We start from the raw sequence: 17059 nt of genomic DNA, 5'->3' as shown, positions 1-17059 counted from the left end.
CTCTACCTATAATGCTTTTTCTAATAATTTACGTTTTGCGAAAATCATACGACCAGCTGATGTTTGTAATACGCTAGTAACCAGTACATTAAGTTGCGAACCTACATACTCTCTACCATCTTCTACTACAATCATCGTACCATCATCTAAGTACGCAACACCTTGGTTTTGCTCTTTACCATCTTTCACAACATAAACATTTAATTCTTCGCCAGGGAGTACAACTGGTTTAATTGCATTAGCTAAATCATTAATGTTTAACACCGTTACTCCTTGTAATTCAGAAACTTTATTTAAGTTGAAATCATTCGTTACTACAGTTCCACCGGTGATTTTTGCTAACTTTACAAGTTTGCTATCCACCTCTTGGATATCCTCGAAATCGCCTTCATAAATTTCTACCGGAATCGGCATCTCTTTTTGAATACGATTTAAAATGTCTAGTCCTCTGCGACCACGATTACGCTTTAAAGCATCGGAAGAATCGGCAATATGCTGAAGCTCTTCTAATACGAATTGTGGAATCACAATTGTTCCTTCCAAAAACTTCGTTTGGCAAATATCAGCAATACGTCCATCGATAATTACACTCGTATCGAGAATTTTCCAATGAGTCGTAGATTTTTCTGCTTCTACCTCTTCGTTCTCGCTATTATTTTTCTTCTTACCTCCGCGTTGGGGTAATGTAAATAATCCTAGCAATTCATTCCTCTTTTTAAATCCTACTTGGAATCCTAAATATCCAAGTAAAAGAGTGAAGAACACTTGCAATACCGTACTAATAACCGGAATTGTAAATTCACGAATCGGTATTAAAATTAAATATGCAACAATAAGACCAGAGATCAATCCTAATGTACCAAATAAAACATCTGCTACAGGCGCCTTTACAAGAGCCTCTTCAATATGCTTAATAAGTTGAACAATATAATCTACAAGCCAAAATGTTGTTAAAAATAAAATAATTGCACCAATAATCGCACGAACATACGATCCTTCCAATAAAGGAACAGCACCGATGTCTAATACATTAATAACTTTTGGGATTAAGTAAATCCCTAACGCTCCCCCGATTACTAGAAAGAAGAGCTGTACGATCCGTTTTAACATCCAACCACCTCCTACTCATTATTAACCATTGTTTCGCTAATCAAAACGCCGAATGCAAAAGCGGACGTGTTTTTTTATAAATAGTTTTATTTACCAATATATCATATCATATACCAAAAATGTTCTAGTGTCGTTATATTATGGAATCAATGTAATATTCTTAATTGTGTCTACTCATATAGAGATGCTCTTGAATTCTTTTTAGGCCTTCTCGTATTTTCTTCGCCCTTACTTCCCCAATTCCTTCCACATCATCCAATTCATGAATAGTCGCGCGACAAACTCCTTGCAACGTTTTGAATCGATTAATTAAATTTTCAATGATAAGTGGCGGAACACGAGAGATTTTGCTTGTAATTCGATATCCCCTTGGCGTCACACTTTCTTCTAAACTGGTTTGCCCTGGATAGCCAAGTAATTTAACTAAATCACTATCCTCTAAAAGTTGTGTATTTGCAAGGTCCTGTAACTTTTTCAAAATTTGATGATGGTCTTGTGTTTTCTCCTGGTGATAATCTTTAATTAACAATGCTGCCTCTGCTTCTAAATCAGCTAGCAATTCTGTAAGCTGTAAACGAATTAACCTACCTTCTGTTCCTAACTCATGAATATAGCTCAATATTTCATTTTTAATACGCAGTACCATTTCAACACTATGTAAAACGTGAACTACCTCAGACATTGTAACGACCTCTTCAAATTCTAGAATGCCCAAATTCGTAATACCATCATTCCATACAGCCTTATATTTTTCTAACGTTTGAATAGCTTGATTTGCTTTTGTTAAAATAACCCCTATATCTTTTAGTGTATAACGTAAGTTCCCTTGATATAGCGTAATTACGTTACGTCTTTGTGAAATGGCCACAACAAGACTACCCGTCTGCTTCGCTACACGTTCTGCTGTTCGGTGACGCATACCTGTTTCAATAGAATCAATAGATGCCTCTGGAACTAACTGTGCATTCGCTATTAAAATTTTACTTCCCGTTTCATTTAAAATAAGTGCCCCGTCCATTTTTGCTAATTCATATAAACTAGCAGGAGAGAATGCACAATTAATGTGAAAACCACCATCAACAATACTTTTAATCTGCTCATTATATCCAAGAACAATTAGCCCCCCTGTTTGTGCGCGAAGTACATTATCTATCCCTTCACGCAGTGGTGTTCCTGGGGCCACGAGCTGTAAAATATTAATCATACTTTTGACACGTTGCTTATTTTCTTCCATAGCCTAGCCTCCTAATGTCAAACGAAGCGCTTCTCCTAAATTAGAAACACCTACAACCTCAATCCCATCCGGAATTGTCCATCCTCCTAAGTTTTTTCTAGGAATAATAACACGTTGAAATCCTAATTTAGCCGCTTCTTGTACACGTTGTTCGATTCTTGATACTCTTCTTATTTCTCCAGTTAATCCTACTTCTCCTATTACTGCATCAGTTGGTGCCGTAGATTTATCCCTAAAACTTGAGGCTATACTTAAAGCCACTGCTAAATCAATTGCCGGTTCGTCTAATTTCAAACCACCAGCTACTTTTAAATATGCATCTTGATTTTGCAATAGTAAACCTGTTCTTTTTTCTAATACTGCCATAATAAGCGAAACACGGTTATGATCAATTCCCGTCGCCATTCTTCGAGGATTTCCAAAACTAGTAGGGGAGATTAATGCTTGTATTTCTACTAAAACAGGTCTTGTTCCTTCCATTGAAGCAACTACTGTTGATCCTGCAACACCAACCGGCCTTTCCTCAAGGAAGATTTCGGAAGGATTTAAAACTTCCGCAAGACCAAGCTCTTTCATTTCAAAGATACCCATTTCATTCGTGGAACCAAAACGGTTCTTCACAGCTCGTAAAATACGATACGTATGGTGTCGATCTCCTTCAAAGTAAAGAACTGCATCGACCATATGTTCTAACATACGAGGTCCTGCAATTGCTCCTTCTTTTGTCACATGCCCGACGATGAAAATAGGGATTCCTTTTGTTTTTGCAAGTTTCATTAATTCCGCTGTACATTCACGTACTTGTGCCACACTTCCTGGTGCTGACGTCACCTCAGGTAAATGTATTGTTTGAATAGAATCAATAACAACAAAAGCTGGATTCATCTCTTCAATATGTGCTGCAATACGCTCCAGGTCTGTCTCTGCTACAACAAATAGATTGCTACCCTTTACATGCAAACGATCTGCACGAAGTTTAATCTGCTTTGCCGACTCCTCACCCGATATGTATAATACATCATATGAAGAATCTGCTAATTGTGATGAAATTTGTAATAGTAATGTTGATTTCCCAATCCCAGGGTCTCCACCAATAAGTACTAAGGACCCATCTACAATTCCGCCACCAAGCACACGATTAAACTCTTGAAATTCCGTTTCAATACGTGCCTCAGACTTTGTTTCTACTTCGGTAAGACGTCTTGGTTTTGTTACTTCCGTTTGAATTGCATTCGCGTAATTAAGGCGCCTGGATGATACAACTGGCTCCATTTCTTCAACAAGTGTATTCCATTGACCACATCCAGGACATTTACCCATATATTTTGGTGACTGATAACCACATTCTTGACATATAAATTTCGTTTTCTTTTTAGCCATATCTTTTTATAGTTCACTTCACTTTCGTCTATAAACGTTTATCCTTCTCGTACAAGAAAGAGGGCTATCGCGTAGCCCTCTTTGTTTGTCTATACTTATTTTACCTTTTCCGCACTATGAATGACAAATGATTCTCCTTCTACATCAAAGATAACTTTTTGTCCTTTCTCAATAGCACCTTTTAAAAGTTCTTCTGATAGTCTATCTTCTACATGTTTCTGAATTGCTCTACGAAGTGGACGAGCACCGTATTCACGATCAAATCCTTTATCAGCAATAGCTGAAATTGCCCCTTCCGTTAAGTGCAATTCGATTTCTTGTTCTTTTAAGCGATTTACTAACTGATTTACCATAAGAGTTACAATCTCTTGAATATGTTTTTTCTCAAGCATATGGAATACGATAATTTCATCAATACGGTTTAAGAATTCTGGACGAAATGCCTTTTTCAACTCATCCATTACTTTACCTTTCATATCCGAATAATCACGGCTTTCATCTTGGACATTAAATCCAAGATGTTTGTTACGTTTTAACGCCTCGGCACCAACGTTAGACGTCATAATAACAATTGTATTACGGAAATCAACTGTACGTCCTTTAGAATCTGTTAAACGACCATCTTCTAATACTTGTAGTAAAATATTAAACACATCCGGATGAGCTTTCTCTACCTCATCTAATAATACAACTGAATATGGCTTGCGACGAACTTTCTCTGTTAATTGTCCACCTTCTTCATATCCAACATATCCTGGAGGAGAACCAACTAAACGGGAAGTAGAATGCTTCTCCATGTACTCTGACATATCGATGCGAATCATTGCATCTTCATCACCGAACATAGATTCTGCTAGTGCTCTTGCAAGTTCTGTTTTACCTACACCTGTTGGTCCTAAGAAAATAAATGAACCAATCGGGCGCTTCGGATCTTTTAATCCTGCTCTTGCACGACGAACAGCTTTTGCTACAGCTACTACTGCTTCATCTTGACCAATCAAACGATCATGAAGAATGGATTCTAAATTTAATAATTTATCAGTCTCTGTTTGTGCAAGTTTAGAAACTGGGATACGCGTCCATGTAGAAACGACATTTGCAATATCTTCTACCGTAACCTCTGAATTTTCTTTTCCTTGTTGCTCTTTCCATTGACGTTTTGTATCTTCTAACTTCTCACGTAAGCGTTGCTCCATATCACGTAAGGATGCAGCCTTTTCAAATTCTTGACTTTGTACAGCTGCATCTTTTTCTTTTCGAATCTCCTCAAGCTTCACTTCAAGCTCTTTTAAGTTTGGTGGTGTTGTATAAGAACGTAAGCGAACTTTTGAAGCAGCTTCATCAATTAAATCAATTGCTTTATCCGGTAAAAAGCGATCTGTAATATAACGATCTGAAAGTTTTACAGCTGCATCAATAGCGTCATCTGTAATAGATACACGGTGATGCGCCTCATAACGATCACGTAAACCTTTCAAGATTTGAATCGATTCTTCTAAACTTGGCTCATCAACATGAATTGGTTGAAAACGTCTTTCTAAAGCCGCGTCTTTTTCAATATATTTACGATACTCATCTAAAGTTGTTGCCCCAATACATTGTAGCTCTCCTCGTGCTAAAGATGGTTTTAAAATATTCGATGCATCGATTGCACCTTCTGCTCCACCTGCACCAATTAATGTATGAAGCTCATCAATAAATAGAATAATATTGCCTGCTTGGCGAATTTCATCCATCACTTTCTTTAAACGATCTTCAAATTCACCACGATATTTCGTTCCAGCTACCACTGTACCCATATCTAATGTCATAACACGCTTATCTCTTAAAGTTTCAGGAACTTCATTATTTACAATTTGCTGTGCTAATCCTTCTGCAATTGCCGTTTTACCTACACCAGGCTCACCAATTAATACTGGGTTATTTTTCGTTCTACGGCTTAATACCTCAATTACACGTTGAATTTCTTTACCGCGTCCAATAACAGGGTCTAAGCGATTTTCACGTGCAACAACTGTTAAGTCCCTTGCTAAACTGTCAAGTGTCGGTGTATTTGCATTTGTTGCTGAACCACCTTGATGACCTGAACTAGCTTCATTACTTCCAAGAAGTTGTAACACTTGTTGTCTTGCTTTATTTAGACTTACACCTAAATTATTTAAAACACGTGCGGCTACACCTTCACCTTCACGGATTAAACCGAGTAAAATGTGTTCTGTTCCAACGTAAGAATGGCCTAGCTTACGCGCTTCATCCATAGATAATTCAATAACCTTTTTAGCACGAGGTGTATAATGTACAGTTTGAGAAGCTTCTGTTCCTCGCCCAATTAACGCTTCTACTTCTTTTTGAACTTTCTCTGGACTTAATCCAAGAGCAATTAATGCTTTTGCTGCAATTCCTTCACCTTCGCGTACAAGCCCAAGTAAAATATGTTCTGTTCCAATATTATTATGCCCAATACGAATTGCTTCCTCTTGAGATAAAGCTAACACTTTCTGTGCTCTTTCTGTAAATCTTCCAAACATCATAGAAATCGCCTCCTACTTGCGCTTAGTTTTTTTCAATACGTAATCGCTCACGGATTAAGGTTGCTCTTCGATAATCTCTTTCTTCTGGCGCTAAAGGTCCACCTGCGTATTGTTGTAAAATACCTGGTTGCGTAAGAACCATTAGCTCAGTCAAAATATTTCTCGATATACCTTTTATATATCCTAGATCAATACCAAGTCGTACATCTGATAAGCAATTGGCTGCTTCTGCAGATTGAATTAAACGACTGTTTGCTAGTATGCCGTAAGAACGATAAACCTTATCTTCAAGTTCAATACTTGAATTTTGTACAATTAATTCTCTAGCCATTTTTTCTTGCTGTATAATTTGTTGAATGACACTCTTTAAATCTGCAATAATATCTTCTTCAGACTTTCCTAGCGTCATTTGATTTGAAACTTGAAATATATTACCTAACGCTTCGCTACCTTCACCGTATATTCCTCTTACTACTAACCCTAATTTTTGAATTACTTGTATAATACGGCTAATTCTTTTTGTTAAAACCAGTCCCGGTAAATGAATCATCACAGAAGCTCTTAACCCTGTGCCAACATTAGTAGGACAACTCGTAATATATCCAAGTGATTCATCAAAAGCGTATTCAACTTCTTTCTCAATCCAATTATCTATTTGATTGGCACTTTGAAGTGCCTCTGATAACTGTAATCCTGAAAATAGGCACTGAATCCGAATATGGTCTTCTTCATTAAGCATAACACTAATATGTTCACTTTCTGATAGTAGACATGCTCCATATTCTGTCCCTGCAAGATTTGGACTAATTAAATGCTTTTCGACTAAAACTCTCCTTTGAAGAGGGGTTAATTCATTCATCTTTAATAGTCCAAACTCCCCAAAGGGCCCTACTGCTTTATTTATAAATTTCTTTTTGAATAATTCATGAATCTGTTTAGCTTCTTCTTCGTTTTGCATAGTGGAAAATTGATATTGTTTAAAATTACGAGCCAAACGAATTCGACTACTTAAAACAATATCAGAATCAGGGCCATCCCCCTTCATCCATGGACTAATTGCTTCGTTCATAATTTTGTCCAGTGACATAGAACTATTCCCCCTCTCTATGCTCACTAAGCTGTATTTCAAGACCTCGGATCTTATCTCTTACCTCTGCAGCTTTCTCAAATTCCTCTTTCTGTACGTATTGTTTCAGAATAAGTTTTAGTTCATCTAATTCTTTCTTTAAGTGGATATTTCCTTCTATACGTTCCGGAATTTTTCCACAATGTTCTGTATGCCCACCGTGAAGGCGTTTTAATAATGGCTTTAAATGCTCCTTAAATGTATCGTAACAAGAATAACAGCCAAAACGTCCGACTTTTGTAAATTGTTCATATGTCATCTTACAATCTGGACATCTTACTATATCTGCATTTGAAAATCCATTTTTTCCTTCTTCAAACATTGTTGATTCACCGTGTAATAAACCAGCAAATAAATCATGAAATGAAAAGTTAGACTGCGATGATTGAAAGAAAGACGTATAGCCACTTTGCTCTGCACATTGCTCACAAAGATGAACTTCCGCCTTCTTCTCGTTAATTACTTTTGTATAATGTAAAGTTGCTGGTCTTATATTACAGTTTTGACAAGTCATCACTATCCCCACCTTTACAACAGGAACGCTCTATCTCATGGTACTTTTCATACATTACTAGATTGTTCGCTTTCCTGAATCCGTTTAAATAAAAGTGCATGTTCTTTTTCAAAACTTCTACAATATTTAACTGCTTTATCTTAGTTATCGTTCTTTTACAAAAGTTATATTTATTTATATTTCAGTGTTCTTAACATTGCGCATAATATTCGAGCCCTAAGTTCATCTCGAGAAGGAACATCCATTGATAATACAGAACGATCTATTACGCTTAGCATCAGTTTCGCTTCACGATTTGTTATGATTCCCTCTTCTATTAAACGTATAATCATACTTTCTGCATTCCCTTGCGCAACGCTATGATCAATCATATGAAGCATTTGATCAATAATATCTATATCGTCATGCAGTTTGACTTTTATAATGCGAATGTAACCTCCTCCACCACGTTTACTTTCTACTACAAATCCTCTTTCTAACGTAAAACGGGTATTGATTACATAATTGATTTGAGATGGTACGCACTCGAATCGATCCGCAATCTCATTTCTCTTGATTTCAATCACATTATTATTGCTTAAGTCAATAACTTGCTTTAGATATTGCTCAATGATATCAGATATATTTCTCATTTATCCGCCACCTTTATTGACTTTGACTATCTTTGACTTTAATTATATACGTATTAATAAAATTTGCAACACTTTTGCTTATTCACTATCCTAGCCACATTCCCCTGCATTTAATCAAAATAGTAATTATTTAAACATATTTTTTAATTACTATAGATTATAAAAGAAAACACGAAAAAACACGAGTCAAATGACTCGTGTTTTAGTTGCTTGGCGACGTCCTACTCTCACAGGGACAAGGTCCCAACTACCATCGGCGCTAGAGAGCTTAACTTCCGTGTTCGGTATGGGAACGGGTGTGACCTCTCTGCCATCATCACCAAACTATGAAGGCATATTCCTTCAAAACTAGATAACATTTGCTACATATTATATGGTTAAGTCCTCGATCTATTAGTATTCGTCAGCTCCACATGTCACCATGCTTCCACCTCGAACCTATCAACCTGATCATCTTTCAGGGATCTTACTAGCTTACGCTATGGGAAATCTCATCTTGAGGGGGGCTTCATGCTTAGATGCTTTCAGCACTTATCCCTTCCGCACATAGCTACCCAGCTATGCCCTTGGCAGAACAACTGGTACACCAGCGGTGCGTCCATCCCGGTCCTCTCGTACTAAGGACAGCTCCTCTCAAATTTCCTACGCCCACGACGGATAGGGACCGAACTGTCTCACGACGTTCTGAACCCAGCTCGCGTACCGCTTTAATGGGCGAACAGCCCAACCCTTGGGACCGACTACAGCCCCAGGATGCGATGAGCCGACATCGAGGTGCCAAACCTCCCCGTCGATGTGGACTCTTGGGGGAGATAAGCCTGTTATCCCCGGGGTAGCTTTTATCCGTTGAGCGATGGCCCTTCCATGCGGAACCACCGGATCACTAAGCCCGACTTTCGTCCCTGCTCGACTTGTAGGTCTCGCAGTCAAGCTCCCTTATGCCTTTGCACTCTACGAATGATTTCCAACCATTCTGAGGGAACCTTTGGGCGCCTCCGTTACACTTTAGGAGGCGACCGCCCCAGTCAAACTGCCCACCTGACACTGTCTCCCGGGTCGATAAGACCCGTAGGTTAGAATTTCAATACAGTCAGGGCGGTATCCCACCAGCGCCTCCACCGAAGCTAGCGCTCCGGTTTCAATGGCTCCCGCCTATCCTGTACAAACTGTACCAAAATTCAATATCAGGCTACAGTAAAGCTCCACGGGGTCTTTCCGTCCTGTCGCGGGTAACCTGCATCTTCACAGGTACTATAATTTCACCGAGTCTCTGGTTGAGACAGTGCCCAAATCGTTACACCTTTCGTGCGGGTCGGAACTTACCCGACAAGGAATTTCGCTACCTTAGGACCGTTATAGTTACGGCCGCCGTTTACTGGGGCTTCAGTTCAGAGCTTCGCTTACGCTAACCCCTCTCCTTAACCTTCCAGCACCGGGCAGGTGTCACCCCCTATACTTCGCCTTACGGCTTCGCAGAGAGCTGTGTTTTTGCTAAACAGTCGCTTGGGCCTATTCACTGCGGCTTTCCGTTAAGAAAGCACCCCTTCTCCCGAAGTTACGGGGTCATTTTGCCGAGTTCCTTAACCAGAGTTCTCTCGCACACCTTAGGATTCTCTCCTCGCCTACCTGTGTCGGTTTGCGGTACAGGCACCTTTTATCTCGCTAGAAGCTTTTCTTGGCAGCGGGGAATCAAAGACTTCGCTCCATAAGGAGCTTCCCCATCACAGCTCAGCCTTCACGATAAGCGGATTTGCCTACTTATCAGCCTAACTGCTTGGACGTGCACAACCAATCGCACGCTTCTTCTATCCTTCTGCGTCCCTCCATTGCTCAAACGATAAAGAGGTGGTACAGGAATATCAACCTGTTGTCCATCGCCTACGCCTGTCGGCCTCGGCTTAGGTCCTGACTAACCCTGAGCGGACGAGCCTTCCTCAGGAAACCTTAGGCATTCGGTGGACGGGATTCTCACCCGTCTTTCGCTACTCATACCGGCATTCTCACTTCTAAGCGCTCCACCAGTCCTTCCGGTCTGACTTCACTGCACTTAGAACGCTCCCCTACCACTGATACCATTGGTATCAATTCGCAGCTTCGGTGGTGTATTTAGCCCCGGTACATTTTCGGCGCAGAGTCACTCGACTAGTGAGCTATTACGCACTCTTTAAATGGTGGCTGCTTCTAAGCCAACATCCTAGTTGTCTAAGCAACTCCACATCCTTTTCCACTTAATACACACTTTGGGACCTTAGCTGGCGATCTGGGCTGTTTCCCTCTTGACTACGGATCTTATCACTCGCAGTCTGACTCCTAAGGATAAGTCATTGGCATTCGGAGTTTGACTGAATTCGGTAATCCGATGAGGACCCCTAGTTCAATCAGTGCTCTACCTCCAAGACTCTTACACTTAAGGCTAGCCCTAAAGCTATTTCGGGGAGAACCAGCTATCTCCAGGTTCGATTGGAATTTCTCCGCTACCCACACCTCATCCCCGCACTTTTCAACGTGCGTGGGTTCGGGCCTCCATTCAGTGTTACCTGAACTTCACCCTGGACATGGGTAGATCACCTGGTTTCGGGTCTACGACCACGTACTAAACGCCCTATTCAGACTCGCTTTCGCTGCGGCTCCGCCTCTTCAGCTTAACCTTGCACGGGATCGTAACTCGCCGGTTCATTCTACAAAAGGCACGCCATCACCCATTAACGGGCTCTGACTATTTGTAGGCACACGGTTTCAGGATCTCTTTCACTCCCCTTCCGGGGTGCTTTTCACCTTTCCCTCACGGTACTGGTTCACTATCGATCACTAGGGAGTATTTAGCCTTGGGAGATGGTCCTCCCAGATTCCGACGGAATTTCACGTGTTCCGCCGTACTCAGGATACATTCAAGAGAGAACGAAGTTTCGACTACGGGGTTGTTACCCTCTACGACGGACCTTTCCAGGTCGCTTCGTCTACCTCGTTCCTTTGTAACTCCGTATAGAATGTCCTACAACCCCAAGAGGCAAGCCTCTTGGTTTGGGCTATGTTCCGTTTCGCTCGCCGCTACTCAGGAAATCGCATTTGCTTTCTCTTCCTCCAGGTACTTAGATGTTTCAGTTCCCTGGGTCTGTCTTCCATACCCTATGTATTCAGGTAAGGATACCATACCATTACGTATAGTGGGTTTCCCCATTCGGAAATCTTCGGATCAAAGCTTACTTACAGCTCCCCGAAGCATATCGGCGTTAGTCCCGTCCTTCATCGACTCCTAGTGTCAAGGCATCCACCGTGCGCCCTTTCTAACTTAACCAAACTAAAAATTAAAAAATATGAGCTACACTGTTATCTAGTTTTCAAAGAACATACATTTATATATGAGAGATAGTTCTCTCAAAACTGAACAAAACGAAACACGGAAACTTATATTGATAAGCAGCGCTTATCAATTCTCCATAGAAAGGAGGTGATCCAGCCGCACCTTCCGATACGGCTACCTTGTTACGACTTCACCCCAATCATCTGTCCCACCTTAGGCGGCTGGCTCCAAAAAGGTTACCCCACCGACTTCGGGTGTTACAAACTCTCGTGGTGTGACGGGCGGTGTGTACAAGGCCCGGGAACGTATTCACCGCGGCATGCTGATCCGCGATTACTAGCGATTCCAGCTTCATGTAGGCGAGTTGCAGCCTACAATCCGAACTGAGAACGGTTTTATGAGATTAGCTCCACCTCGCGGTCTTGCAGCTCTTTGTACCGTCCATTGTAGCACGTGTGTAGCCCAGGTCATAAGGGGCATGATGATTTGACGTCATCCCCACCTTCCTCCGGTTTGTCACCGGCAGTCACCTTAGAGTGCCCAACTTAATGATGGCAACTAAGATCAAGGGTTGCGCTCGTTGCGGGACTTAACCCAACATCTCACGACACGAGCTGACGACAACCATGCACCACCTGTCACTCTGCTCCCGAAGGAGAAGCCCTATCTCTAGGGTTTTCAGAGGATGTCAAGACCTGGTAAGGTTCTTCGCGTTGCTTCGAATTAAACCACATGCTCCACCGCTTGTGCGGGCCCCCGTCAATTCCTTTGAGTTTCAGCCTTGCGGCCGTACTCCCCAGGCGGAGTGCTTAATGCGTTAACTTCAGCACTAAAGGGCGGAAACCCTCTAACACTTAGCACTCATCGTTTACGGCGTGGACTACCAGGGTATCTAATCCTGTTTGCTCCCCACGCTTTCGCGCCTCAGTGTCAGTTACAGACCAGAAAGTCGCCTTCGCCACTGGTGTTCCTCCATATCTCTACGCATTTCACCGCTACACATGGAATTCCACTTTCCTCTTCTGCACTCAAGTCTCCCAGTTTCCAATGACCCTCCACGGTTGAGCCGTGGGCTTTCACATCAGACTTAAGAAACCACCTGCGCGCGCTTTACGCCCAATAATTCCGGATAACGCTTGCCACCTACGTATTACCGCGGCTGCTGGCACGTAGTTAGCCGTGGCTTTCTGGTTAGGTACCGTCAAGGTGCCAGCTTATTCAACTAGCACTTGTTCTTCCCTAACAACAGAGTTTTACGACCCGAAAGCCTTCATCACTCACGCGGCGTTGCTCCGTCAGACTTTCGTCCATTGCGGAAGATTCCCTACTGCTGCCTCCCGTAGGAGTCTGGGCCGTGTCTCAGTCCCAGTGTGGCCGATCACCCTCTCAGGTCGGCTACGCATCGTTGCCTTGGTGAGCCGTTACCTCACCAACTAGCTAATGCGACGCGGGTCCATCCATAAGTGACAGCCGAAGCCGCCTTTCAATTTCGAACCATGCAGTTCAAAATGTTATCCGGTATTAGCCCCGGTTTCCCGGAGTTATCCCAGTCTTATGGGCAGGTTACCCACGTGTTACTCACCCGTCCGCCGCTAACTTCATAAGAGCAAGCTCTTAATCCATTCGCTCGACTTGCATGTATTAGGCACGCCGCCAGCGTTCATCCTGAGCCAGGATCAAACTCTCCAATAAAGTTAGTTTGTCTAGCATCTAAAAATAAAAATTGACGTTTCACGTTGTTTGTTTCGTTCAGTTTTCAAAGAACTAATGGTGGAGCCTAGCGGGATCGAACCGCTGACCTCCTGCGTGCAAGGCAGGCGCTCTCCCAGCTGAGCTAAGGCCCCAAACAAGTATCGGGAAGACAGGATTTGAACCTGCGACCCCCTGGTCCCAAACCAGGTGCTCTACCAAGCTGAGCCACTTCCCGAAAGAAAACGCGCCCGAGAGGAGTCGAACCCCTAACCTCTTGATCCGTAGTCAAACGCTCTATCCAATTGAGCTACGGGCGCATATGGTGCCGAGGGCGGGGGTCGAACCCGCACGGTGGTCACCCACCGCAGGATTTTAAGTCCTGTGCGTCTGCCTGTTCCGCCACCCCGGCATGTCATATTGAAAATTGGAGCGGAAGACGGGATTCGAACCCGCGACCCCAACCTTGGCAAGGTTGTATTCTACCACTGAACTACTTCCGCAAGACATGTTTGAGATATTTTATTAAAAGTGCGGGTGAAGGGAGTCGAACCCCCACGCCAAAGGCGCTAGATCCTAAGTCTAGTGCGTCTGCCAATTCCGCCACACCCGCATATTTCATTGAAATGGTGAGCCATGAAGGATTCGAACCTTCGACCCTCTGATTAAAAGTCAGATGCTCTACCAACTGAGCTAATGGCTCTCAAAATTAAAACTGGTGCCGACTAGAGGACTTGAACCCCCAACCTACTGATTACAAGTCAGTTGCTCTACCAATTGAGCTAAGTCGGCTAAATGGTGGAGGATGACGGGATCGAACCGCCGACCCCCTGCTTGTAAGGCAGGTGCTCTCCCAGCTGAGCTAATCCTCCATTTGCCTGGCAACGTCCTACTCTCACAGGGACAAGGTCCCAACTACCATCGGCGCTAGAGAGCTTAACTTCCGTGTTCGGTATGGGAACGGGTGTGACCTCTCTGCCATCATTACCAGACTGTATTCATTTAAGACAAGAATTATTGTAACTCATTTAACTTTTAAAGTCAACAAGTTTTTTATATTCTTTCAAAACTAGATAACATTGCTTCATATTATATGGTTAAGTCCTCGATCTATTAGTATTCGTCAGCTCCACATGTCACCATGCTTCCACCTCGAACCTATCAACCTGATCATCTTTCAGGGATCTTACTAGCTTACGCTATGGGAAATCTCATCTTGAGGGGGGCTTCATGCTTAGATGCTTTCAGCACTTATCCCTTCCGCACATAGCTACCCAGCTATGCCCTTGGCAGAACAACTGGTACACCAGCGGTGCGTCCATCCCGGTCCTCTCGTACTAAGGACAGCTCCTCTCAAATTTCCTACGCCCACGACGGATAGGGACCGAACTGTCTCACGACGTTCTGAACCCAGCTCGCGTACCGCTTTAATGGGCGAACAGCCCAACCCTTGGGACCGACTACAGCCCCAGGATGCGATGAGCCGACATCGAGGTGCCAAACCTCCCCGTCGATGTGGACTCTTGGGGGAGATAAGCCTGTTATCCCCGGGGTAGCTTTTATCCGTTGAGCGATGGCCCTTCCATGCGGAACCACCGGATCACTAAGCCCGACTTTCGTCCCTGCTCGACTTGTAGGTCTCGCAGTCAAGCTCCCTTATGCCTTTGCACTCTACGAATGATTTCCAACCATTCTGAGGGAACCTTTGGGCGCCTCCGTTACACTTTAGGAGGCGACCGCCCCAGTCAAACTGCCCACCTGACACTGTCTCCCGGGTCGATAAGACCCGTAGGTTAGAATTTCAATACAGTCAGGGCGGTATCCCACCAGCGCCTCCACCGAAGCTAGCGCTCCGGTTTCAATGGCTCCCGCCTATCCTGTACAAACTGTACCAAAATTCAATATCAGGCTACAGTAAAGCTCCACGGGGTCTTTCCGTCCTGTCGCGGGTAACCTGCATCTTCACAGGTACTATAATTTCACCGAGTCTCTGGTTGAGACAGTGCCCAAATCGTTACACCTTTCGTGCGGGTCGGAACTTACCCGACAAGGAATTTCGCTACCTTAGGACCGTTATAGTTACGGCCGCCGTTTACTGGGGCTTCAGTTCAGAGCTTCGCTTACGCTAACCCCTCTCCTTAACCTTCCAGCACCGGGCAGGTGTCACCCCCTATACTTCGCCTTACGGCTTCGCAGAGAGCTGTGTTTTTGCTAAACAGTCGCTTGGGCCTATTCACTGCGGCTTTCCGTTAAGAAAGCACCCCTTCTCCCGAAGTTACGGGGTCATTTTGCCGAGTTCCTTAACCAGAGTTCTCTCGCACACCTTAGGATTCTCTCCTCGCCTACCTGTGTCGGTTTGCGGTACAGGCACCTTTTATCTCGCTAGAAGCTTTTCTTGGCAGCGGGGAATCAAAGACTTCGCTCCATAAGGAGCTTCCCCATCACAGCTCAGCCTTCACGATAAGCGGATTTGCCTACTTATCAGCCTAACTGCTTGGACGTGCACAACCAATCGCACGCTTCTTCTATCCTTCTGCGTCCCTCCATTGCTCAAACGATAAAGAGGTGGTACAGGAATATCAACCTGTTGTCCATCGCCTACGCCTGTCGGCCTCGGCTTAGGTCCTGACTAACCCTGAGCGGACGAGCCTTCCTCAGGAAACCTTAGGCATTCGGTGGACGGGATTCTCACCCGTCTTTCGCTACTCATACCGGCATTCTCACTTCTAAGCGCTCCACCAGTCCTTCCGGTCTGACTTCACTGCACTTAGAACGCTCCCCTACCACTGATACCATTGGTATCAATTCGCAGCTTCGGTGGTGTATTTAGCCCCGGTACATTTTCGGCGCAGAGTCACTCGACTAGTGAGCTATTACGCACTCTTTAAATGGTGGCTGCTTCTAAGCCAACATCCTAGTTGTCTAAGCAACTCCACATCCTTTTCCACTTAATACACACTTTGGGACCTTAGCTGGCGATCTGGGCTGTTTCCCTCTTGACTACGGATCTTATCACTCGCAGTCTGACTCCTAAGGATAAGTCATTGGCATTCGGAGTTTGACTGAATTCGGTAATCCGATGAGGACCCCTAGTTCAATCAGTGCTCTACCTCCAAGACTCTTACACTTAAGGCTAGCCCTAAAGCTATTTCGGGGAGAACCAGCTATCTCCAGGTTCGATTGGAATTTCTCCGCTACCCACACCTCATCCCCGCACTTTTCAACGTGCGTGGGTTCGGGCCTCCATTCAGTGTTACCTGAACTTCACCCTGGACATGGGTAGATCACCTGGTTTCGGGTCTACGACCACGTACTAAACGCCCTATTCAGACTCGCTTTCGCTGCGGCTCCGCCTCTTCAGCTTAACCTTGCACGGGATCGTAACTCGCCGGTTCATTCTACAAAAGGCACGCCATCACCCATTAACGGGCTCTGACTATTTGTAGGCACACGGTTTCAGGATCTCTTTCACTCCCCTTCCGGGGTGCTTTTCACCTTTCCCTCACGGTACTGGTTCACTATCGATCACTAGGGAGTATTTA

General features: G+C 43.7%; 7 protein-coding genes, 9 tRNA genes and 5 rRNA genes (1 of these 21 cut by a window edge). All 21 read right to left on the bottom strand.

The window, feature by feature from the left end; genetic code table 11:
* Positions 1-6 precede the first annotated feature (6 nt).
* Positions 7-1110, bottom strand: coding sequence for a PIN/TRAM domain-containing protein (locus tag JFU02_RS19685; protein ID WP_000919681.1), 1104 nt, complete (start codon positions 1108-1110; stop codon positions 7-9).
* A gap of 160 nt (positions 1111-1270) precedes the next feature.
* A complete protein-coding gene (disA, locus tag JFU02_RS19680; RefSeq protein ID WP_000392164.1) occupies positions 1271-2344 on the bottom strand; it encodes a DNA integrity scanning diadenylate cyclase DisA in 1074 nt (357 codons plus the stop codon).
* 3 nt (positions 2345-2347) lie between these two features.
* Complete coding sequence (radA, locus tag JFU02_RS19675; protein WP_201071510.1) at positions 2348-3724, bottom strand: DNA repair protein RadA; 1377 nt, start codon at positions 3722-3724, stop codon at positions 2348-2350.
* A gap of 95 nt (positions 3725-3819) precedes the next feature.
* A complete protein-coding gene (gene clpC, locus JFU02_RS19670) occupies positions 3820-6255 on the bottom strand; it encodes an ATP-dependent protease ATP-binding subunit ClpC (protein WP_000971173.1) in 2436 nt (811 codons plus the stop codon).
* 22 nt (positions 6256-6277) lie between these two features.
* Complete coding sequence (mcsB, locus tag JFU02_RS19665; protein ID WP_098838555.1) at positions 6278-7342, bottom strand: protein-arginine kinase McsB; 1065 nt, start codon at positions 7340-7342, stop codon at positions 6278-6280.
* A 4-nt stretch (positions 7343-7346) separates the two neighbouring features.
* The gene (gene mcsA / locus JFU02_RS19660; protein WP_000128386.1) at positions 7347-7895 is read right to left on the bottom strand and encodes a protein-arginine kinase activator protein McsA; all 549 of its coding nucleotides are present in this window, start codon (positions 7893-7895) and stop codon (positions 7347-7349) included.
* Between the two features lie 170 nt (positions 7896-8065).
* Entirely contained in the window at positions 8066-8527 is a 462-nt protein-coding gene (ctsR, locus tag JFU02_RS19655; RefSeq protein WP_001244560.1) for a transcriptional regulator CtsR, read from the bottom strand.
* A gap of 208 nt (positions 8528-8735) precedes the next feature.
* Positions 8736-8851, bottom strand: a 5S ribosomal RNA gene (gene rrf, locus JFU02_RS19650).
* A gap of 49 nt (positions 8852-8900) precedes the next feature.
* Positions 8901-11822, bottom strand: a 23S ribosomal RNA gene (locus tag JFU02_RS19645).
* Between the two features lie 146 nt (positions 11823-11968).
* Positions 11969-13520, bottom strand: a 16S ribosomal RNA gene (locus tag JFU02_RS19640).
* A 76-nt stretch (positions 13521-13596) separates the two neighbouring features.
* Positions 13597-13672, bottom strand: a tRNA-Ala gene (locus tag JFU02_RS19635).
* Positions 13673-13681: 9 nt separating this feature from the next.
* Positions 13682-13755 (bottom strand) — tRNA-Pro (locus tag JFU02_RS19630).
* A gap of 8 nt (positions 13756-13763) precedes the next feature.
* A tRNA-Arg gene (locus JFU02_RS19625) sits at positions 13764-13837 on the bottom strand.
* A 3-nt stretch (positions 13838-13840) separates the two neighbouring features.
* A tRNA-Leu gene (locus JFU02_RS19620) sits at positions 13841-13929 on the bottom strand.
* A gap of 16 nt (positions 13930-13945) precedes the next feature.
* Positions 13946-14020, bottom strand: a tRNA-Gly gene (locus tag JFU02_RS19615).
* 29 nt (positions 14021-14049) lie between these two features.
* A tRNA-Leu gene (locus JFU02_RS19610) sits at positions 14050-14130 on the bottom strand.
* A gap of 14 nt (positions 14131-14144) precedes the next feature.
* A tRNA-Lys gene (locus JFU02_RS19605) sits at positions 14145-14220 on the bottom strand.
* Positions 14221-14233: 13 nt separating this feature from the next.
* Positions 14234-14309: transfer RNA gene (locus JFU02_RS19600), tRNA-Thr, on the bottom strand.
* Between the two features lie 4 nt (positions 14310-14313).
* A tRNA-Val gene (locus tag JFU02_RS19595) sits at positions 14314-14389 on the bottom strand.
* 4 nt (positions 14390-14393) lie between these two features.
* Positions 14394-14509 (bottom strand): 5S ribosomal RNA (gene rrf, locus JFU02_RS19590).
* Between the two features lie 101 nt (positions 14510-14610).
* Positions 14611-17059, bottom strand: a 23S ribosomal RNA gene (locus tag JFU02_RS19585) (it continues 473 nt past the right edge of the window).
* Together the 16S, 23S and 5S rRNA genes with 9 tRNA genes alongside form the textbook arrangement of a ribosomal RNA operon.

It is taken from the genome of Bacillus sp. TH13 (assembly GCF_016651175.1).
GTDB classification, from domain to species: domain Bacteria; phylum Bacillota; class Bacilli; order Bacillales; family Bacillaceae_G; genus Bacillus_A; species Bacillus_A thuringiensis_S.
The sequence above is the reverse complement of the archived record's forward strand: the minus strand, read 5'-3'. Positions and strand labels throughout refer to the sequence as shown.

Bases quoted from the DNA above. Each gene is read 5' to 3' on its own strand.
- mcsB (WP_098838555.1), bottom strand. From the start codon at position 7,342: ATGTCACTGGACAAAATTATGAACGAAGCAATTAGTCCATGGATGAAG.
- radA (WP_201071510.1), bottom strand. From the start codon at position 3,724: ATGGCTAAAAAGAAAACGAAATTTATATGTCAAGAATGTGGTTATCAG.
- clpC (WP_000971173.1), bottom strand. From the start codon at position 6,255: ATGATGTTTGGAAGATTTACAGAAAGAGCACAGAAAGTGTTAGCTTTA.
- mcsA (WP_000128386.1), bottom strand. From the start codon at position 7,895: ATGACTTGTCAAAACTGTAATATAAGACCAGCAACTTTACATTATACA.
- disA (WP_000392164.1), bottom strand. From the start codon at position 2,344: ATGGAAGAAAATAAGCAACGTGTCAAAAGTATGATTAATATTTTACAG.
- JFU02_RS19685 (WP_000919681.1), bottom strand. From the start codon at position 1,110: ATGTTAAAACGGATCGTACAGCTCTTCTTTCTAGTAATCGGGGGAGCG.
- ctsR (WP_001244560.1), bottom strand. From the start codon at position 8,527: ATGAGAAATATATCTGATATCATTGAGCAATATCTAAAGCAAGTTATT.